Here is an 18412-nt window from a genome sequence, read left to right as displayed (position 1 = left end):
GTAACCGTTTTTTTTAAAACCGTAACCTTCTTTTAATATTTCATGGGAATGTGACTAAAATCGTAACTAGATTGGAAATAAGGTATAATAACAAAGAGTATTCAATCAAGGAGATGTATTTATGGATAAACAAGGTATTAGCCAATTGGCAGACTGGCTTGAAGCCAACAACGACGCGCTCATTGCACGCCAGGTGCTGCTCGACCCAGCCCAGATATTTGCAGCCGCAGATGCACTGCATGTTTTAGACCAACCCTTGACCACCTATTTTGATCAAACCCAAGAACAATATGAATCAATGACTTCAGATCATCAATTTACAATTCAAGACGACAATAAACCTGTGAAAGCAATTCAAGATCGAATCATGATTACCCATGTCGATGGCAACATCCACGAAGGAATCGTCAATTTTACATATGGACATGAAGATGTGTTCCAGAATGGTTATTCGGCTAAACAGGACTTGAATGTTTTGAAATACGGACTCGAAGTGATTGGGGCGGTGGCCGATGTCGACCCTGCCATCTTCAGAGGCAACCTGTCTAAAGACGCTGTGCTTACGCTAGGTCTGTCGGCGCAAGCTGTTCGTCAGTGGCAGGAAAACGGCCGCTAAACCATTTGCGGATCGCTTAACCAATCATATGAAAGCAACTGGTGCATGTTCTTAGAAAGCGGCAGCCAGATTTTTGCTTTCGCAATATCTTTTACAGCGGCCCAGAATAAAGGGTCGTTTTTTTGTGTAGCGGTTGGTTTCACTTCAATTTGCTGACCGGACTCTGTCACGGCCTGAATCTGATAATTATTGACCAGGGTCAGCTGGACATCATAGACATCATTCAAATTTTCTAACATTGTGATCAACCTCGTTTCTTAATGGTTTAAGAATAGCAGCCAAAGTTAAAGAAGTGCTTAACAAAGTAAGAAGAAAGTGTGACGGTTTGTGCATCATTTCATGATTTGCCCAGCATCTTGCGATAATAAGCCAGTCCAGCCGGGTCCAGCCGTAGCCGTTCCATCAGCTTCTCAGACGATTCAGTGCTGTTTCGAACTTGGTCGAGCACATAACCTTGATAAAGTTTCGATGGGACCAGCGGCTGATTTAAAACCTGCCGGTCCTTTTTTAAATACTTATGCAGCGCCGGCAGACTGAGCAAGGGTTCGCCGGGTTTGATGCGCGTTTTGAGAAACAGATTCGGATTATGCTGGCGTTCTTGTAATGGGGCAATATAGGCTTTATACGCCTGTAAAAATTGTTTTTCATTCGGCTGAAACGAAATCTGATTCATTTGCTGGTAAAAACCAGGCTGAAGCATTTCGCCGACCTGATACCCTTTTGAAATCAGCAGCAGCATCATGCGGGTGTACATTTGGAGCCGCTCATCGGCCAGCAGTTCGGGCAATTGGTCGAGCCATTCAGTATGAATCGTCGGGTCGAGTTCTTCCTTTGGATGCCCCTTCAGCGTCAGCGTCGGATACTGGTCAATCAGCCGGCGGGCAAATAAATATTTAAAGTAGACATTCAAATGGGAAAGAATTTTATTGTAAGTGGCATTCTGGACGTGCCGTTCTTCGATCAGCATCGAGAGAAAGTAGCGGACGTCGCTCTCCAGGAGGTCGTTCGGGTCATGGGTCTCCGCAAATTGGTTGGCGGCTCCAGCTTCATAATCATAAAAACGAGCTAGGGTATTGCTATAATCGGTGACCGTTGTTTGGGCCAGGCCTTTGCGGCGCAATTCACGTTCGAATGGTTTTTGATAGGGATAAGACATCGGAAACTCCTCCTTCTAAAGTTACTTTAACCACAGGATAGCATGCTTTTTTGCGGATGAAAACAGCTTATTCATTTAATTTTGCGGCTAAAAGTGTGATGATAAGGATAGTTGAATAAATGAGGTGAAAATTATGGCAAAAATTGCAATTGCAGGTGCTGGCGCGATGGGGAGCCGTTTCGGTTACATGCTCCAAAAGGCCGGCAATGATGTCATTTTAATGGATAATTGGGAACAGCATGTCGAAACAATCAACGAAAAAGGGCTGACCGTCGATGATAATGGTCAGACACAAGTCATCCAGATTCCAGCGATGGCGCCACGTGCCGTTAAAGAAGTTCAAGACCTGGTTATCTTGTTTACCAAGACAATGCAGCTCAAAACGATGCTGGAAGATATTAAGGGCACAATCGGTAAAAATACGGCCGTTTTGTGCCTGATGAATGGGCTCGGCAATGTCGATGTGATTGAACAATACGTCAAAAAGCAGCACATTATTGTCGGTGTCACATTGTGGACTTCTGAATTAGTCGGTCCTGGCCACATTTCCTTTACAGGTTCTGGCAGTATCGGTCTCCAGAATATTGATCCACGTGAACAGGACCGTGCTGCTAAAGTCGTTTCCTTATTGAATGCGGCTGGCCTGAATGCCACTTTGAGTACTGATGTGACTACTGATATTTGGAAGAAAGCATGTGTCAATGGAACTTTAAACAGTCTCTGCACTTTGCTGGATTGCAATATCGAAGAATTCGGTCAGCTCAAGGAAGCACCGCAGATGGCACGTGAAATTCTGAATGAATTTGCCGCCGTTGCAAAGTTGGAAAATGTCACGATTGATGTTGACGAGATTTTAACCAGCTTGCAAAAGTTGGGTGATACCAGTCAAGCCGGAGCCCATTATCCATCCATGCACCAGGATTTGATTCAGCACCATCGCAAGACCGAGATTGACTTTTTGAATGGTTATGTGGCTAAGAAAGGCAAGGCCAATGGCATCGCTACGCCTTATAACACCTTAGTGACTCAATTAGTCCATGCTAAGGAACAAATTCTCGTCGAAGATAAGTAAACACGTTTAAAAAGAAAAAGCGCCCCGTATTCTGCAGTGCGCGTTCTCGCAAGTCGTTTTCTTTGGTAGGTTTTTAGAATGGTGCTAAGATTTATTTGAAAGGCTTTGAGTCTAAATACCTTTTTAAGATCTGTTTATTAACGAGCAGTGATTATTGTGAAAAAGGAAGGGATTTTCATGGCATTACGTGATGATTTAGCAAAATTAGTTCAATCTGAAGGCGAAAAAGGCCCGTTTGTTTCCATCTTTATGAACATTCACTTGCTGGATGTTGATGGCAAGAAGGATCGCACCACTTACAAAGATCTTGTCAACGGCGCTCGTGCCGAATTCGACAAGCGTTATCCTGAAAAGGATTGGCGTGGCTACCAGCAGCGGTTCGAACGGGTTCTCCAAGAACCTAGTTTAGGCAACAATGTCGCCAAGAGTATGGCCGTCGTTGTGGGTCAATCCTATACTTACCAATATTATTTGGACACAACTGTCGATGATAATTTTGAAATCTCTGATACGCTTTACATCTTGCCAGTCGTTAAGAACAGCCAATATGATGTTACTTACGACCTGCTGAAGCTCGACAAGAAGTCATTCCAGCTGTATCAAGTTGTTGACGGCTTGATTCAAAAAGTAGCTTTACCAGAGGATGCACCAACAAATGCTGAAAAAGCTTTGGGCAATCAATTGACCGGCGGCGACGAAAAGCAGAAGGCCGATGGACGTGGCGAAGCACAAGTCTTCCATGGTCACAATCCAAAGGATGATTCTGATAAAGGCGACGAACGCAACTACTTCGATTTGGTGGACGAATACATTCATAAGAATTATTCCTTACGTGAACATCATCCATTAATCTTGATGGCAGTCAGCGAAGATGCCGGCGAATTCGACAAGCGTTCGCACAATCAGGAATTGATTACTGACATTCGGGCTGAAAAAGTACCTGCTGTCATCAACCGCAAGACCATGCAGGATGCCATCGAAGGCGTCAACGATCAAGTTCGTGCCTTAGGGTTGGACAATCTCAAGCAGGACATGGATAATGCTCGTTCTGGCAAGCGTTACACCGACAATTTGGATGGCATCGTCAAGGATGCCATCGAAGGCCGGATTTCCATCTTGGCTTTAGCTGAAGGTGCCAAAGTTCCTGGCCGAATCACATTGGATCAGGATGTCGACACAACTAGCGAAGATGCTAAGCAAAATAACTTGCTCAACGATGTTGCCGTTACTGTGATTGGTTTTGGCGGTCATGTCTTCATCGTTGATCCAAGCACAATGCCGAATGGTGCTAAAGCGACAGCCGCATTGCGGGGCCATCAAAAAGCCTAATGAATTCGTGAGTGTTATTTAGATTTTTCCAAAAGCATATTTCCTCGTTGAAATATGCTTTTTTTGTGCCGCTAAACGTTGTCATATCAAGCTTTAAAAACTTTTAAAAAGAAATGATATTTAGTTGTTGCAAACGGTTACAAAGCGTGGTATATTATGGGTGTGGAAGAGGGAAAGACCTTCGCCATCAACAAAACTTCTCGCAAGATAAGAGTCATTAAGTAGCTGCGAAACAAATTGTCGGTGTCCTTAAACGACGCGTCCCAGTGTTGGGGATATTCTTAAAAAATATCAAGTAGCAGCAAAGTGATGGACGTTCTTAAACAACGTTGAGTTGAATGTGTTCGGTATTCTTATAAAATACCAAGAGTTTCGAAAAGTGAAGAATTATTTGCGGAGGTGTGTGTCTGATAACGAGGCAGTACAGTTCTCCAAGCAGAGTGTGTTTTACAACAGAGATAGATAATGGGTCTAACAAATCGTTCAGATAAATGACCAAACTTCGTCAGGGTTACACGATTCTCATGTTTCAATGAAATACACCTTGTAAAATTGAATATTGATTGAGGTGGAAAGTATTACGACTTTCAAGTATAACCGGATGGCTTCGGTTGACTCTTCCAGCACTTCAAAATAGGACTTGAGTTTTGCGAGAAGACTCAAGTCCTTTTTGGTGTCTCGAGATAGGAATTCAGAACAAATGAAAAGGATGTGGTAAAATGGGGTCTATAAACAGATGACTTAAATTTTTATCTATAGAAAGAGGTAGGAAGTATGTGCGGAATTGTTGGTTTTGCTGGCGGCTCGTTAGCAATCGATGAAAAAACGACAACACTCAATAAACAGATGGACACGATTGAACATCGTGGCCCCAACGACAAGGGCTCCTTCGTCGATAACGATGTAGCGCTTGGCTTTCGGCGTCTTTCGATCATTGATTTGACCAATGGGAAACAACCCTTGTATAACGCAGATAACACCAAGATGATCGTCTTCAATGGCGAAATCTATAACTATCGTGAAATTACTCGTGAATTAAAGGCATTAGGCTACGTCTTCCAGACCCAGACCGATACAGAAGTCTTGCTGCATGGCTATGAAGCTTGGGGCAAAGACATTCTGAAGAAAGTGCGGGGGATGTTTACCTTCTTCATCTGGGATACGAAGACGAAGGAACTTTTCGGTGCCCGTGATTTCTTCGGGATTAAGCCGCTTTATTACACTTTCTTAGATGATGGTACCTTTATGTTCGGCAGTGAAATTAAATCTTTCATGCCGCATCCAGAATTTAAGAAAGAATTAAACAATGACGTTGTGAAGTCTTATTTGATGAACCAATACAACGATTTAGATGAAACTTTTTTTAAAGGTGTCTATCGCTTCCCAGCCGGCCATTATTTCACTTGGAAAGATGGTAAAGTCGATATCGAACAGTACTGGGATGCCGACTATCAGCAGAATAACCTCGACTTTGACCAAACGGTGGAAGCCATTGACAAGGCTGTCGTCGAATCGGTTAAATTACACGATTTCGCCGATGTGCCTGTCGGCAGCTTCTTATCCGAAGGGGTCGATAGCAGTTATGTAACGAGCATCCTGCGTCCCCAGCATGTCTTCAGTGTTGGATTCGATGAAGCTTACAACGAAACGAGCCGGGCCAAAGAATTGGCCGACAAATTCGGTTTGACGTTCCATTCGACCAAAGTCACTGGCGATATGGCCTTCGACAAATTCCCTGAAATGCAGTATTACATGGATGAACCCGATGGCAATCCTAGTTTGATTCCATTATGGTTCATGTCGAAGCTGGCTAAGAAATATGTCACCGTTGTCCTTTCAGGTGAAGGGGCCGATGAAATGTTTGCCGGCTACGTCAATTACGGGATGCATACGCATAACGAAGTGATTAAAGTCTTTGCCCAAGGCTTGAAGAAGCTGCCACGCAATACACGTTATCATTTGGCGCATAACATCAAGAAGATGAAGCCGTTCCATGGTCAGGTTCACTTGTACACCTCGTTGGCGAAACCAAGCGAATATTATGTCGGCGAATCGGTCATTTATAACTTCGAACATCCGACGATTTTCAGCAGCAAAGAAGCCAATCGCATCTTGAAGCCGGAATTCCGCAACGACGGTACTGTTTTGAGCAACTACCAGCATGATTTCAAGAAGGTCCGCAACGTGGATGAAGTCAAGCAGATGCAGTACATCGATTTGCATCACTTTATGCTGAATGATATTCTGCAGAAGGCCGATAAGATTTCGATGGCCGCCAGCCTTGAATTACGGGTGCCATTCCTGGACCGTGATGTGGCAGCTTTAGCCAACAGCATTCCAACTAAGTACCTGCTCAACTCGCATGATACCAAGTATGCGTTCCGGAAGGCCGCTGCCAAGCATTTGCCAGAATCATGGGCCAAAGCACCGAAGTTGGGCTTCCCAGTGCCAATCAAGCAATGGCTTGAGGAAGACAAGTACTATCAGCAGGTCCGTGACATGTTCAGCCAGGACTTTGTTAAACAATTCTTCAATCAGGAAGCTATCCTGAAGATTTTGAAGGATACTCATGATGGCAAGAGCAACGCCCGCCGTCAGGTTTGGACGATTTATACCTTCTTAGTTTGGTATCAAGATTACTTCATCAATTTGAAAGAATTCCAACCACAAGCAAATTAACAAATAATTCAATCGGGACAGGGACGGAAGTGGTTCCTGTCCTTTTTAGCGGTTTAAGAAATAGCCGAACATGCTATAATAAAAACAATATGAGATTTTTTTAAGTTAGGGGAATATCTATGGCACAAGCACCTCAATTTACACCTGTTTTACTCGGCAGTGATATGAATGTTTACGGAATGGCACGTGCGTTCAATGAAGCTTACGGCATTTCAGTGGATGCCTACGCAGAAGCAAATCTGGCACCGACTCGGTACAGCAAGATTGTCCATGTCCATTACATCGAAGGATTCACCGAAGATCCTGGTTTCAGCAATGCGATGCAGGAAATCGCCGCAAAGTATGCGACCCATCCTGAACCGGTCTTTTTGATTGCGTGTGGAGATGGTTATGCAGAACTGATCTCCAAGCATAAGGAAGAATTAGCGAAGACGTTTATCTGCCCGTATGTGGACTACTCGCTGCTGAAACGGTTGAATGATAAAGAGAGTTTCTATCATGTGTGCGATGAATTCGGTTTGCCATATCCAAAGACAAAGATTATCACGCGTGATATGTATGAAAACGATCAGAATATGGATGTTCCGTTCGACTATCCGATCTCACTCAAACCGGCGAATAGTGTCGAATGGCTCGACATCCACTTCGAGGGCCGCAAAAAAGCCTTCACGATTCATTCCGAAGACGAATACCGGGATATCATCGCCAAAATCTATGACAACGGCTATCTGTCTGACGTCATCCTCCAAGATTACATTCCCGGCGATGACTCCAACATGCGGGTCCTCAATGTCTATGTCGATCAGTATCACAAGGTGAAGATGATGTGTTTAGGGCATCCGCTGCTGGAAGACCCGACGCCGGCTGCAATCGGCAACTATGTGGCCATCATTCCAGATTACAGTCTGAAAATCTACAAGCAGATTCAAGCTTTCTTGGAAAAAATCAATTACACCGGTTTTGCCAACTTCGATATGAAGTATGATCGGCGCGATAAGCAGTTCAAATTGTTTGAAATCAACATTCGCCAGGGCCGCAGTAGTTTCTTTGTCACGCTGAACGGCTATAATTTGGCCAGTTATCTCGTCAACGATTATGTGACTAAGACGCTGGCGGATACTCCAATCGTTTACGGCAATAAAGACAAGAGCAAGTATCAGCTCTGGCTGGGTGTGCCGAAACGCACCTTTGAAAAGTATGCTGCCAACAATAAGGCTAAAAAGGCAGCCATGTATCTGATTCACCATAAGCGTTATGGAACGACTGTTTTCTATAAGAACGATATGAATCCGAAACGCTGGGTCCTGCTTCAGTACATGTTCTTCCGTTACGTTAAACGTTACCGGGAATATTTTGCTGAAAACAAAGGTCGAAAAGACCAGCAGTAAAACAAAAGGCACGCCAGAAATGGCGTGCCTTTTGTTTTACTGTTTACTTAAATAACTGGTCGATGTGATCGTATTCATTCTGCGATAATTCAATCTTCATTGCTTGGGCGTTGCTCTTGACCTGTTCTGGTTTCTTGGCACCGGGAATGACGACCGAAATATTCGGGTTCATCATGTACCAGGCTAAAACGATTTGTGCAATCGTCGCATGATGTTTGTCAGCGATCGGCTGCATCAGATTGACTTGGTCAACAATGTTTTTGAAACGCTCGCCTTGAAAATCGGGATCAGAGTGCCGCAGATCGTCCTCAGGGAAGGTAACGGGTTTGATGTATTTGCCAGTCAGCAGACCGGACGCAAGTGGGAAGTACGGGACGAATGCGATATTATTCTGTTTTAAATAAGGGAATAATTCTTTTTCGGCCTCCCGGTGCAGCAAATTATATTCACCTTCAAAAATGTCAACGTGACCATCTTTATTAGCTTCTTTGAGCTGCTCGAGGTTGAAATTCGATACCCCGATTGCACGAATCTTACCGGCCTGTTTCAGCTTGTATAAAGCTTCAACAGCTTCATTCTTAGGTGTTTTTTGATCAGGAAAATGAATATAAAAAATGTCGATATAATTGGTATTGAGCCGTTTCAGCGCATCTTCAACTGCCTGAGTGAGAAAAGCCGGAGAATTGTCGATGCCATTCGGTCCCAATTTAGGATTCTGAGCGGCTTTATCAGCGATCACGACATCAGCGCGTGTCACACCTTTTAGTGCTTGTCCAATCAATTCTTCGGAATGACCTAAACCATAAGCATAAGCAGTGTCAATCATATCGATTCCGTTTGCCAGCGCCGTTTTGACGATTTCGATACCGGTGTCATCTTTCAGATTAGGGAACAAGTTAGTGCCGCCAACGGCATTTGCTCCTAAACCCATTGGGGTCGAAACAACATCTGAGTTGCCAATCTTTACTAAACCTTCTGCCATTATAAAACCTCCATTCATCGAATCGCATTCAGCTTAAACCAAAAAAAGCAGAACAACAAGTGTCCTGCTTAGATAAAAAGGGAGTGGGCCAGCAAAGCTAAAATCAAGCTTCTGTCTCACTCCCAAACATGTCCGCAAAGCCTGACTGCCTAGTTGGCATCACGGCGGAGCTGCAACGAAGTCAAAAACCGGCCGCTGCAGTTCTTTTAGTCGTTATACATGTAATCACGTGTCATTGGCAGATCTTTGCCGCTAGGGCCTTTGGAAATCAGGTACTGCATGACATCAATGTTGCCGGACTCAAAGGATGCTGAGCAGGCTTGTAAGTAAAGGTCCCACATGCGAACGAATTCTGTGCCTTCCATGCGCTGAATCTGGGCACGATGTTCGTTGAAGTTGTGATCCCATGTTTCGGTCGTCCGCTGGTAATGACGACGCAAGGATTCAAGATCGGAAATCTGCATCCCAGCATCGACAATGTGCTGGATGTTTTCGGTCAGTCCAGGCACATAGCCACCTGGGAAGATATACTTGTTGAGCCAAGCGTTGTTGGCACCGCCTTGCTGACGAGTGATCCCATGAATCAAGGCGACACCGTCATCCTTCATGTAACGAGCTACATCGTCGAAATATTGACCCAGATTTTCCTGGCCGACGTGTTCGAACATGCCGACGCTTGTCACATAATCAAATGGTTCATGCTTCAATTCACGGTAATCTTCAAGGATAACTTCGGCTTTATCCTGCAAGCCTTCGTCTTCAATCTTCTGCTGGACATAGTTGTATTGTTCCTGGCTGAGGGTAATGCCGACCGACTTCAGATTATAATCTTTTGCCGCCGTCAGCATTAACGTGCCCCAGCCGCAGCCGATGTCGAGTAACGTGCGGCCAGGCTGCGGATTGAGCTTTTCCAAAATGTGATTGACCTTGTTTTTCTGAGCCGTTTCGAGATCGTCTTCGGGACTTTCGAAGTAAGCACACGAATAAGTCATCGTCGGATCGAGCCACAGAGAGTAGAAGTCATTCCCAAGGTCGTAATGCTTCTGAATATCTTTGACACTTTCCTTTTCGGAATGCGACTGTTTGGGAATGAACCGCAGAAACTTCTTGTTCCGCATAAAACTGTCGGCACTTTCGTAAGCAGCCGTTAAGACAGTTTGAATCGGAAATTCGGTTGTTCCAGTGATGTTGATTTTGCCAGCCATGTAGGCTTCCCCAAGGGCAAGCGAACCGTTGCGCAGCACTTTGTGGGGTGCGATTGGTTCGTTGAATGTAATGGTGGCAACGGGTGCACCATCGCCTCCGTAAACTGCTGTCGTTCCATCCCAATAGTTCACACGGATGGGAACGTTAAAGGAGTTTGAAAGGAGGGTCGTATAAAATTGTTTATCAAGCATAAATCATTCTCCTCTTCTAAAAGCTATACCTACCCAGTATACGACAAAAGATTGCAAAATACGATTGGTTTCATTTGGTCATTTGCTGAAAAATCGGTAGAATAAGTGGTGGGTAGTGAAAGGGGTGTGCACATGCAAAAATTAAAAAAGATCGCAATAACAATCGGTCTGATTGTGCTCCTACTGATCGGATTGGTGCTCACTTTTAGCGAGCCGATTAAGGAAGCTGCAGTTCGCATCATGGGACAACAGCGGTTTGAAAAAGTAACTGCCAATCAGATTCAAAAAAATCAGCATAAAAAAGCCACGTATAATTTTAACGAGGTCAAAACACTCGGCGATTCCGAAGTCGCCCATGCGGCCACAAATCAGAATAAGGTCAGCACGGTCGGTAAATTGGCGATTCCCAGCGTCAAAATGTATTTGCCAGTCATGAAGGGGCTGTCGAATGATGTACTGTCGACTGGCGCCGGCACAATGAAGGCCAAACAGACGATGGGGAAGGGCAATTATGCATTAGCTGGCCATTACATGACCAATAAAGGAATCTTGTTTTCGCCGCTGCGGGATGTGTCCGTCGGCGATCAAGTTTATTTGACGGATTTGAAGCATGTTTATACCTATCAAGTCACTTCCAAACAGGTCGTTAACGAAACCGATGTCAGCGTCATCAATAATGTACACGGCAAGAAGCTGGTGACGCTCGTGACCTGTTCTTCAGCGACAGAAGGCGAAACCAACCGAATCGTGGTCCAAGGTCAATTGACCGCCATAAAAAAGGCAACCAAACAAAATTTAAAAGTTTTCGAGAATTAAAACTCGTATAATAGGGTTTTAATCTATCTGAAGGAGTAAGACAGTGTCCCCCTATCAAAAATTTATTCAGCATACGCAGTTGCGCCGGTTTACCGTACTGGCGCTGATCGTTTTCGTTTTATGGCTGTCACGCAGTGTGATTAGCATGATTCTGCTGACGTTCATCTTTTCGTTTCTAATCATTCGGCTTGTGCGGTTTATCCAGAAATTTATTCCAATCAAGCCATGGGTGATTGTCGTTCCGATTTATATCCTGATCGTGTTCCTGCTCTATCTAGCCATTACGCATTATGTGCCGGAATTGGTCAAACAATCGATCAAAATGGGCAATCAGGTTTTCAAGTTTTACGAAAGTCCTAAGTTTGATTCTAACCAGCTGATCAAGTATATCAATGACTGGGTCAGTCGGTTCAAACTGCAGGACCAGCTCAAAGTCGGGATTTCGACGCTGTTCGATTACATTACCAGCATCGGTTCGATGGGTGTCACGTTTGTGTTCTCGTTCATCCTCAGCTTCCTGTATACACTCGAAATGGATCGCCTCGATTCGTTTGGCCAGTTGTTCCTGCACAGCACCTATGGCTGGTTCTTCCAGGATGCCGCTTATTTTGCCAAGAAATTCGTCAACACGTTCGGAATCGTAATTGAAGCTCAGATTTTCATTGCCCTGGTCAATACAACCATAACAACGATCACCTTGGCCTTCATGAAGATGCCGAACCTGCCCAGCTTGGCCTTAATGGTCTTCTTCCTGTCGCTGATTCCAGTTGCAGGGGTGATTATTTCGGTAATTCCGTTATCTTTGGTCGCCTTTTCAGTCGGCGGCATTCGGGATGTAATCTACATTCTGATTTTGATTATGGTTATCCATCTGCTTGAAGCTTATGTGCTGAATCCCCAGTTCATGTCCAGCCGGACGCAGCTGCCGATTTTCTTCACGTTTGTCGTCTTGTTAGTGGCCGATTGGCTGTTCGGCACATGGGGCCTGATTGTCGGCATCCCGATTTTTACCTTCTTGCTGGATATTCTCGGTGTCAAAGCGATTCCCGGCGATAAGAACCACAATCCCGGCAAGCCGGCGCCAAAGTCGAATTGATTGAGTTTGTCTAGTTTCCTTCTATAATAAAAGTGAGTAACGATTTATTTAATTTAAGGGGGAATCATCATGGATGATGCATTCGATGTTTTGAATTCAATTTTAGAAGATTTCGGCATTACTGGCGTCGATGATACACCGCTCCGCAATAACCAACCGCTTTATCTTCCCGATGATACGGATAGCAACGATTCTGTCGGTGATACAACACACAATCAAAAGATCAATGTCAAAGAGCATCGCTTCCATCATGATAGCGAAGATACTGACGTTGCAACTGATTTGATTAAGGCCATTAACGATAATTCGAACTTCAATGCCAAGTATGACGACAAAGAAGACGAAATTGTCATCACCAATAAGGTCGCTAAAAACTAGTCGCAGATTGACCTTTGAAGACTCATTTTGTTAAATTTTCTGGAAGGGCTACCCTTTTAGCCGTTTACAGTGTAAAATGAGTTAGTAAATATCATAAAAGTGAGGTTAACAACTTATGCCAAAATTAGTATTTGTACGTCATGGCCAAAGCCAATGGAACCTTGAAAACAAGTTCACTGGCTGGGTCGATGTTGATTTAAGTGATAAGGGTAAAGAAGAAGCTCATGAAGCCGGCAAGAAGATCGCTAAAGCTGGGATCGAATTCGATCAAGCTTATACATCAGTTTTACGCCGTGCCATCAAGACTTGTGACATCGTCTTAGACGAATCAGGTCAATTATGGGTTCCTGAAATGAAGTCATGGCGCTTAAACGAACGTCATTACGGCAAATTACAAGGTTTGAACAAGAAAGCCACAGCTGAAAAGTACGGTGACGAACAAGTTCATATCTGGCGTCGTTCATACGATGTTTTACCACCATTGCAAGATGCATCTGACGAAGGTGCTGCAGCCCAAGATCGTCGTTACAAGTACCTCGATCCTAAAGCTATTCCTGGTGGCGAAAACCTCAAGGTTACTTTGGAACGTGTCATCCCATTCTGGGAAGATCAAATCGCTCCTAAGTTGATCGATGGTAAGAACGTTTTAGTTGCTGCTCATGGTAACTCATTACGTGCCTTGACGAAGTACATCGAAAACATCTCCGATGATGATATCATGGATGTCGAAATTGCTACTGGTCAACCAATCGTTTATGACATGAACACTGACCTTACAATCAACAGCAAGACATTACTTTAATGATTATTAGGCCTTAATTAGGCCAATAAAATAACACCAACTCGCATGACAGGGTTGGTGTTATTTTTGTGCTATCGTTACATAACGTCACATAGTTTGGTCACTAGTGGACACTAATCGGCCCCTGATTGACTCTAGCTCGTTGAATATTTATTGGATGGAGTGGTCGCTGAATGTCGCTATCAAAAGAAATTTTTGATTTTTTCAAATCATTCTAGAAATTTAGCAGCACCGACTTTTACAAAGAGTTGGTGCTATTTTTGTGTTATTTTAACTTTCTATCAAATCATCTGGCCGAAAGCTTAATCATCTTTTGATGTGCTTATTTAAATTTTTTGCAAATATATGTTGCCGGGCACTTTTATGTGTGCTATAGTGCTTTACGTTGACAGCCACACAACTTAATTGGAAAAGAAGGTCCCTTTAAATGAAAGATGCTCAAAATGTTGATATTCACGGGAATAAGTTCAATAGTTTACTGCTTATTATTTCAATTTTACTTGGCGGGTTTATGACTGTCCTGACGGAAACATCGTTGAACAATGGCTTACCAGCCATCGAACAGGCATTACATGTTAGTACATCAACTGTTCAATGGTTATCCACGGGGTATATGCTGGTCGTTGGGATTATGATGCCGATTTCAGCCACGTTACTTTATAAATTCACGTCGAAAAAGCTGTACTTGACTTCACTCATCATATTTTTAGTTGGCTCAACGATTGCTTACGTTGCACCTAGTTTCAGTATTTTACTGATTGGCCGCTTGATTCAGGCAGCTAGTGTTGGAATAATTATGCCATTCATGCAAAATATTCTCGTCATGATTTTTCCAGTTGAAAAGCGGGGGATGGCAATGGGACTTGCAGGAATTGTCATCGCACTTGCACCCGCGATTGGCCCAACACTTTCCGGATGGATCGTCGATAACTATAGCTGGCGTCTTCTGTTTGGAATGATGATTCCAATTGCGGTCGTTGTCATTTTGTTAGCAATGTTAGGAATGCGGGATGTTGTTGAAACGACGAATCCTAAGCTGGATTGGTTATCAATTCTTGAATCAACAATTGGTTTTGGCGGGATTCTTTATGGTTTTTCTACAATTGGTTCCGGTAATACAATTATCGCAATCGCAGCAATTATTATTGGGATTATCGGTGTAACATTTATGGTTCGACGCCAACTTGGCATGAAAACACCAATGCTCGATATGCGTGTTTTCAAGTCTTCTACCTTTACCCTAACCACGTGGCTCAGCAGTATCAGCAACATGTCCTTGCTGGGGATGCAATTGCTTGTTCCTCTTTACTTGCAAGCTGTTTTACACGTTTCCGCATTGAATGCCGGGATTGTGATGTTACCAGGCGCAATCATGATGGCTATCACAAACCCGATTGCTGGAACCCTCTTTGATCGTTTCGGAATCCGGAATTTAGCCATCATTGGCTTTACCATTTTCACACTCGCAACTATTCCATTCTTATTCTTCACGTCTTCCACATCTCTTGTCTTGATTGCTGTTATCTATGCAATCTGGATGACTGGCGTGTTGCTCGTTGTGATGCAGCTTGCCACAGCTGGGATTAACACATTATCACCTGAACTAGTGGCTCATGGGAACGCCGTCAACTCCATGGCACGTCAAATTGCGGCTGCTGTAGGTTCAGCCCTCTTAATTTCAATTGCCGGTATTGGTACGTCAATGCTTGGTTCTGCTCAAATTGGCTACCAGCTTGCATTTGGTGCTGTCGTTCTTCTTTCCATTGTTGGTTGGATTGGGACTTTCCGTTTAAAGAATAAAACAGAAGTAGTCACAGTCTAAATTATACCGAAAAAAACGCCTGACATCGAATGTTGATGTTAGGCGTTCTTTTGGTCAAAATTAGTTGTGATTTGTTTTGCATCATTTAAAAAATCATCTTTTTGGGATTCGGTAAGACGATTTAAAGCTGTTTCTTCAGCGGCGTGCCAAATTGCGACGACCTGTTTTGCAAGATCGATTCCCCTAGGTGTGAGACTGACTAAGGTAATGCGCTTATCTTGTGTAGACTTAGTCGTAGTTACAATTTCACGTTTAGCAAGCCGACCGATTGATTTAGCAATGGTTGAATGATCAACATGAAGTGCTTTCCGTAAATCATTTTGTGATTGGTTAGGCTGACCAAGTAGCTGCATGAGCATCATATCTTGACCAGGATAAAGATCAAAAGCACGAATTTGTTTCGTAATCATGGCACGATGACTTGCTACCAAGCCGATTACGGCTGCTCCAATTGGAAATTCAGTATTCATATCCATGATAATTCCTCCTGTCGATTTTAGTATAACAAAAATTTGGCAAGGTCTATTGAAAAAGATTTAGAAATATGTTGACGGCAACTATGTTTTTAAGTATATTATTTATGTTGACGGCAACGAACAACAAATTCAGTTAAAAAAGAGGATATAAAACATGACAAAAAAAGTACTAATGATTGTTGGCTCTATTCGAAAAGATTCATTCAATAAAACAGTGGCCAAGTATATTGCAGATAACTTGAAGCAGGATGGCATTGAAACAGAATTCGCTAATATTTCGAAATTACCTTTTATGGATCAAGATATCGAGTTTCCCGCACCAAAAGAGGTAACGGCTTTTCACGACCAGGTTAAAGAGACCGATGCCTTATGGATTGTTTCGCCAGAATATAATGAAATGATTCCCGGTGTGCTGAAAAACGCGCTTGACTGGTTATCACGACCAACCGAAATGGGTGTCTTTGGCGCACCCAAGTTCATCATGAATAAGCCGGTTATTTTGAGTGGTGCTGGTGGTAAGAAAGCGGCGACTGTTGGCTTAAGTCACCTACTATCCTTGACGAAATTCATGGGACTGACGCCTTCTGAAAATGTAGTTGGGTTACAAATTCCAACTGCAGCCTTTATGAGTGGTCATTTTGATATGGATGATGATCAAAAGCAAAAACTTCAAATGCAAATTAGCGAAGTTGATCACTTATTTGGTTAAATCGAGATAAAAATGCCAGAGAATGAAAAAACTCAAGCCGCTTTATTTGGCGAGATCGGTCCAATTGGCAGTATTGTTGTGAGGCTTGTTGAAACTCATAGTAGTTATATTAAGAATGAATTATCAAAGTTAGGCATTTATCGCGGACAGGATATGATTCTAAAATCACTAAGTAAAAATGATAATCAATCACAGAAAAAATTATCTGCTGAGCTTTGCTTGAATCATTCGACGATCACGATTTCTGTTGGCCGAATGGAGAACCGTGGACTAGTAACACTAAGTAAATCCCAGAAAGATAAGCGAGTCACACTTGTTGGCTTAACAGATCAAGGAAGAGAAATGGCAAAACAAGTTGACAAAATCTGGGGCCAAGCCGAGCAGCAAATGCAAGTAAATTTAACAAAAACAGACCTAAGTGAATTTAAACGAATTTCAAATGTGATTACTAAAAACTTAGAATAAGTAGGTCACTAAGAATATATTAGACCTTAATTAGGTCAAAAAAGAACCATCAGCCCGCATGACAGGGTTGATGGCTTTTTTGTGTGTTAGAGCAAGATCGTATTTCGAAAGCCATCCAGATAGAACGTCTCAGTTTGACCTTGGATTAGGATGCCATCGTCTTGATCGTAGCCCAACACTTGTCCTTTGATATCGGCGTTGTACAATTCGTTCTGATTGACCACTTTGAGCTGTGCCGAGATCGAATGATTGGTTGTGTATGACTTCATCAATAGCTTCGATACTTCCTCTTGTGATTGTTGTGGACGTTTTTCAACGTGTAAATTAGCGTTATCTTCGAGTTTTGCATGTTTTAAGGCAGTTGTATGGTCCGACAGAAAGAAGCCTTGCCATTTCAACATGCCACGGTCGTGATTCTTGACGAAAAATATATATGTATATATACTCTTCTCAAGAGGTGATTTAAATGGACAATATTAAACCACAGCGTCGTGTGATTGGGAAAAATGGCGATAGCTTATACGTCACGATTCCAGCAGATGTCATTCGTAAGTTGAATCTTAAAAAGGGCGATTCGATCATGATCGGTGAAAGTGATGGGAAAGTCATCGCGTCACCTGTTAAATCAGATCAAAAAGATCGGATCAATTTAATTGATAAACTCATGGCAGAACATCATGATGCCATGGATTATCTGCAAGATAAATGATGAAATATTTAACCGCTGAAGATATCATTTCAATCAATGTCGAAGTTCAAAATTATTATGGCACATCACCTTTGATCCGTGACGATGTAGCATTGGATTATATCGTCCAGTCAGCTGATCAAGTTGTTTTTGGAAAGCGTCTTTATGATACATCAGCAAAATTAGGTGCTTATTATGTGATCAAATTGACTAAAAAGCATATTTTTAATGATGCTAATAAACGAACGGCTTATTTAGCGCTGAATTTCTTTCTTGCGAAAAACAATCTGGAATTTGTCGGAGAGCATCTTACTTTAGCGAATATGATCATTAAAATTGCTCAAGTTGATGGTGAGACTGATGAGATGTGGGAAAGAATGAATGCGTATCTGGAAGAAAATATTCAAACGCTATCTTAATTTTTCTTACCATCATTTGGTCACTAATGGTCACTGCGACGATTAGTCTATTTACCCTAAGCCATTGCTGTAATAGGATTCTTCAAATCCTTTGATTGACATTCTGGGAAGATCAAATCGCT

Annotated in this window: 20 protein-coding genes; 14 read left to right on the top strand and 6 right to left on the bottom strand. The window is 42.9% G+C overall.

Translation table 11 applies throughout. The features are described 5' to 3' along the window. The first annotated feature begins 121 nt into the window (after positions 1-121). Positions 122-616, top strand: coding sequence for a hypothetical protein (locus tag IV40_RS09785; RefSeq protein ID WP_057771107.1), 495 nt, complete (start codon positions 122-124; stop codon positions 614-616). On the opposite strand, the gene IV40_RS09780 is transcribed toward IV40_RS09785, so the two are convergent. After that, a complete protein-coding gene (locus IV40_RS09780; RefSeq protein ID WP_057771105.1) occupies positions 613-855 on the bottom strand; it encodes a hypothetical protein in 243 nt (80 codons plus the stop codon). The two genes, IV40_RS09785 and IV40_RS09780, sit on opposite strands and share 4 nt — an antisense overlap. Before the next feature lie 98 nt (positions 856-953). Then, on the bottom strand, positions 954-1772 hold the full coding sequence (locus IV40_RS09775; protein WP_057771103.1) for a phage integrase N-terminal SAM-like domain-containing protein: 819 nt from the start codon (positions 1770-1772) through the stop codon (positions 954-956). A gap of 133 nt (positions 1773-1905) precedes the next feature. Between IV40_RS09775 and IV40_RS09770 the strand changes: the two genes are divergently transcribed. From IV40_RS09770 to IV40_RS09755, 4 genes are all read left to right on the top strand, one after another. Further along, complete coding sequence (locus tag IV40_RS09770; protein ID WP_057771101.1) at positions 1906-2844, top strand: 2-dehydropantoate 2-reductase; 939 nt, start codon at positions 1906-1908, stop codon at positions 2842-2844. Between the two features lie 177 nt (positions 2845-3021). Further along, the gene (locus tag IV40_RS09765) at positions 3022-4173 is read left to right on the top strand and encodes a baeRF6 domain-containing protein (RefSeq protein ID WP_057771099.1); all 1152 of its coding nucleotides are present in this window, start codon (positions 3022-3024) and stop codon (positions 4171-4173) included. Between the two features lie 774 nt (positions 4174-4947). Continuing rightward, positions 4948-6852 (top strand): asparagine synthase (glutamine-hydrolyzing), encoded by a 1905-nt coding sequence (gene asnB / locus IV40_RS09760; protein ID WP_057771097.1) that lies wholly within the window; start codon positions 4948-4950, stop codon positions 6850-6852. Between the two features lie 119 nt (positions 6853-6971). Continuing rightward, positions 6972-8240 carry a carboxylate--amine ligase gene (locus IV40_RS09755; protein ID WP_057771095.1) on the top strand — a complete coding sequence of 423 codons (1269 nt, stop codon included), beginning with the start codon at positions 6972-6974 and terminating at the stop codon, positions 8238-8240. 43 nt (positions 8241-8283) lie between these two features. Here the strand turns inward: IV40_RS09755 and IV40_RS09750 are convergent, their stop codons facing one another. Both IV40_RS09750 and IV40_RS09745 read right to left on the bottom strand, forming a co-directional pair. Beyond that, positions 8284-9222 carry an aldo/keto reductase gene (locus IV40_RS09750; protein WP_057771093.1) on the bottom strand — a complete coding sequence of 313 codons (939 nt, stop codon included), beginning with the start codon at positions 9220-9222 and terminating at the stop codon, positions 8284-8286. A gap of 206 nt (positions 9223-9428) precedes the next feature. Then, entirely contained in the window at positions 9429-10619 is a 1191-nt protein-coding gene (locus tag IV40_RS09745; RefSeq protein WP_057771091.1) for a class I SAM-dependent methyltransferase, read from the bottom strand. A 132-nt stretch (positions 10620-10751) separates the two neighbouring features. Here IV40_RS09745 and IV40_RS09740 point away from each other — a divergent pair, with 132 nt between their 5' ends. The 5 genes from IV40_RS09740 to IV40_RS09720 all read left to right on the top strand — a co-directional run bounded on the left by IV40_RS09740 (position 10752) and on the right by IV40_RS09720 (position 15533). Next, entirely contained in the window at positions 10752-11435 is a 684-nt protein-coding gene (locus IV40_RS09740; protein ID WP_057771087.1) for a class A sortase, read from the top strand. Positions 11436-11478: 43 nt separating this feature from the next. After that, the gene (locus tag IV40_RS09735) at positions 11479-12531 is read left to right on the top strand and encodes an AI-2E family transporter (RefSeq protein WP_057771085.1); all 1053 of its coding nucleotides are present in this window, start codon (positions 11479-11481) and stop codon (positions 12529-12531) included. Positions 12532-12600: 69 nt separating this feature from the next. Further along, positions 12601-12909, top strand: a complete 309-nt coding sequence (locus IV40_RS09730) for a hypothetical protein (protein WP_057771083.1) — start codon at positions 12601-12603, stop codon at positions 12907-12909. Between the two features lie 115 nt (positions 12910-13024). Then, on the top strand, positions 13025-13711 hold the full coding sequence (locus IV40_RS09725; RefSeq protein WP_057771081.1) for a 2,3-diphosphoglycerate-dependent phosphoglycerate mutase: 687 nt from the start codon (positions 13025-13027) through the stop codon (positions 13709-13711). A gap of 427 nt (positions 13712-14138) precedes the next feature. Beyond that, positions 14139-15533 carry an MDR family MFS transporter gene (locus IV40_RS09720; RefSeq protein WP_057771079.1) on the top strand — a complete coding sequence of 465 codons (1395 nt, stop codon included), beginning with the start codon at positions 14139-14141 and terminating at the stop codon, positions 15531-15533. Positions 15534-15571: 38 nt separating this feature from the next. On the opposite strand, the gene IV40_RS09715 is transcribed toward IV40_RS09720, so the two are convergent. Further along, the gene (locus tag IV40_RS09715; protein WP_156404278.1) at positions 15572-16009 is read right to left on the bottom strand and encodes a MarR family winged helix-turn-helix transcriptional regulator; all 438 of its coding nucleotides are present in this window, start codon (positions 16007-16009) and stop codon (positions 15572-15574) included. A gap of 154 nt (positions 16010-16163) precedes the next feature. On the opposite strand from IV40_RS09715, the gene IV40_RS09710 reads away from it, so the two are divergent. Together IV40_RS09710 and IV40_RS09705 are read left to right on the top strand one after the other, a co-directional pair. Continuing rightward, positions 16164-16718 carry an NADPH-dependent FMN reductase gene (locus IV40_RS09710; RefSeq protein ID WP_057771077.1) on the top strand — a complete coding sequence of 185 codons (555 nt, stop codon included), beginning with the start codon at positions 16164-16166 and terminating at the stop codon, positions 16716-16718. Between the two features lie 12 nt (positions 16719-16730). After that, a complete protein-coding gene (locus tag IV40_RS09705; RefSeq protein WP_057771075.1) occupies positions 16731-17183 on the top strand; it encodes a MarR family winged helix-turn-helix transcriptional regulator in 453 nt (150 codons plus the stop codon). An 86-nt stretch (positions 17184-17269) separates the two neighbouring features. Here IV40_RS09705 and IV40_RS09700 read toward each other — a convergent pair whose 3' ends face one another. Further along, positions 17270-17584: a hypothetical protein gene (locus IV40_RS09700; protein ID WP_057771073.1), complete on the bottom strand. Its 315-nt coding sequence runs from the start codon at positions 17582-17584 to the stop codon at positions 17270-17272. Positions 17585-17649: 65 nt separating this feature from the next. On the opposite strand from IV40_RS09700, the gene IV40_RS09695 reads away from it, so the two are divergent. Beyond that, positions 17650-17892, top strand: coding sequence for an AbrB/MazE/SpoVT family DNA-binding domain-containing protein (locus IV40_RS09695; protein ID WP_057771071.1), 243 nt, complete (start codon positions 17650-17652; stop codon positions 17890-17892). Further along, positions 17892-18290 (top strand): type II toxin-antitoxin system death-on-curing family toxin, encoded by a 399-nt coding sequence (locus IV40_RS09690; RefSeq protein ID WP_057771069.1) that lies wholly within the window; start codon positions 17892-17894, stop codon positions 18288-18290. Before IV40_RS09695 ends, IV40_RS09690 begins: the two co-directional genes overlap by 1 nt. Positions 18291-18412: the final 122 nt, after the last annotated feature.

Source organism: Lactobacillus selangorensis (assembly GCF_001437205.1).
GTDB lineage: Bacteria > Bacillota > Bacilli > Lactobacillales > Lactobacillaceae > Paralactobacillus > Paralactobacillus selangorensis.
Note: the sequence above shows the minus strand (reverse complement) of the source record. Positions and strands in the feature narration are given on the sequence as shown.

What these genes read in the sequence shown, in the direction of transcription:
- IV40_RS09785 (WP_057771107.1), top strand. Translation starts at nt 122, where the DNA reads ATGGATAAACAAGGTATTAGCCAATTGGCAGACTGGCTTGAAGCCAAC.
- IV40_RS09780 (WP_057771105.1), bottom strand. Translation starts at nt 855, where the DNA reads ATGTTAGAAAATTTGAATGATGTCTATGATGTCCAGCTGACCCTGGTC.
- IV40_RS09775 (WP_057771103.1), bottom strand. Translation starts at nt 1,772, where the DNA reads ATGTCTTATCCCTATCAAAAACCATTCGAACGTGAATTGCGCCGCAAA.
- IV40_RS09770 (WP_057771101.1), top strand. Translation starts at nt 1,906, where the DNA reads ATGGCAAAAATTGCAATTGCAGGTGCTGGCGCGATGGGGAGCCGTTTC.
- IV40_RS09765 (WP_057771099.1), top strand. Translation starts at nt 3,022, where the DNA reads ATGGCATTACGTGATGATTTAGCAAAATTAGTTCAATCTGAAGGCGAA.
- asnB (WP_057771097.1), top strand. Translation starts at nt 4,948, where the DNA reads ATGTGCGGAATTGTTGGTTTTGCTGGCGGCTCGTTAGCAATCGATGAA.
- IV40_RS09755 (WP_057771095.1), top strand. Translation starts at nt 6,972, where the DNA reads ATGGCACAAGCACCTCAATTTACACCTGTTTTACTCGGCAGTGATATG.
- IV40_RS09750 (WP_057771093.1), bottom strand. Translation starts at nt 9,222, where the DNA reads ATGGCAGAAGGTTTAGTAAAGATTGGCAACTCAGATGTTGTTTCGACC.
- IV40_RS09745 (WP_057771091.1), bottom strand. Translation starts at nt 10,619, where the DNA reads ATGCTTGATAAACAATTTTATACGACCCTCCTTTCAAACTCCTTTAAC.
- IV40_RS09740 (WP_057771087.1), top strand. Translation starts at nt 10,752, where the DNA reads ATGCAAAAATTAAAAAAGATCGCAATAACAATCGGTCTGATTGTGCTC.
- IV40_RS09730 (WP_057771083.1), top strand. Translation starts at nt 12,601, where the DNA reads ATGGATGATGCATTCGATGTTTTGAATTCAATTTTAGAAGATTTCGGC.
- IV40_RS09725 (WP_057771081.1), top strand. Translation starts at nt 13,025, where the DNA reads ATGCCAAAATTAGTATTTGTACGTCATGGCCAAAGCCAATGGAACCTT.
- IV40_RS09720 (WP_057771079.1), top strand. Translation starts at nt 14,139, where the DNA reads ATGAAAGATGCTCAAAATGTTGATATTCACGGGAATAAGTTCAATAGT.
- IV40_RS09715 (WP_156404278.1), bottom strand. Translation starts at nt 16,009, where the DNA reads ATGGATATGAATACTGAATTTCCAATTGGAGCAGCCGTAATCGGCTTG.
- IV40_RS09710 (WP_057771077.1), top strand. Translation starts at nt 16,164, where the DNA reads ATGACAAAAAAAGTACTAATGATTGTTGGCTCTATTCGAAAAGATTCA.
- IV40_RS09705 (WP_057771075.1), top strand. Translation starts at nt 16,731, where the DNA reads ATGCCAGAGAATGAAAAAACTCAAGCCGCTTTATTTGGCGAGATCGGT.
- IV40_RS09700 (WP_057771073.1), bottom strand. Translation starts at nt 17,584, where the DNA reads ATGTTGAAATGGCAAGGCTTCTTTCTGTCGGACCATACAACTGCCTTA.
- IV40_RS09695 (WP_057771071.1), top strand. Translation starts at nt 17,650, where the DNA reads ATGGACAATATTAAACCACAGCGTCGTGTGATTGGGAAAAATGGCGAT.
- IV40_RS09690 (WP_057771069.1), top strand. Translation starts at nt 17,892, where the DNA reads ATGAAATATTTAACCGCTGAAGATATCATTTCAATCAATGTCGAAGTT.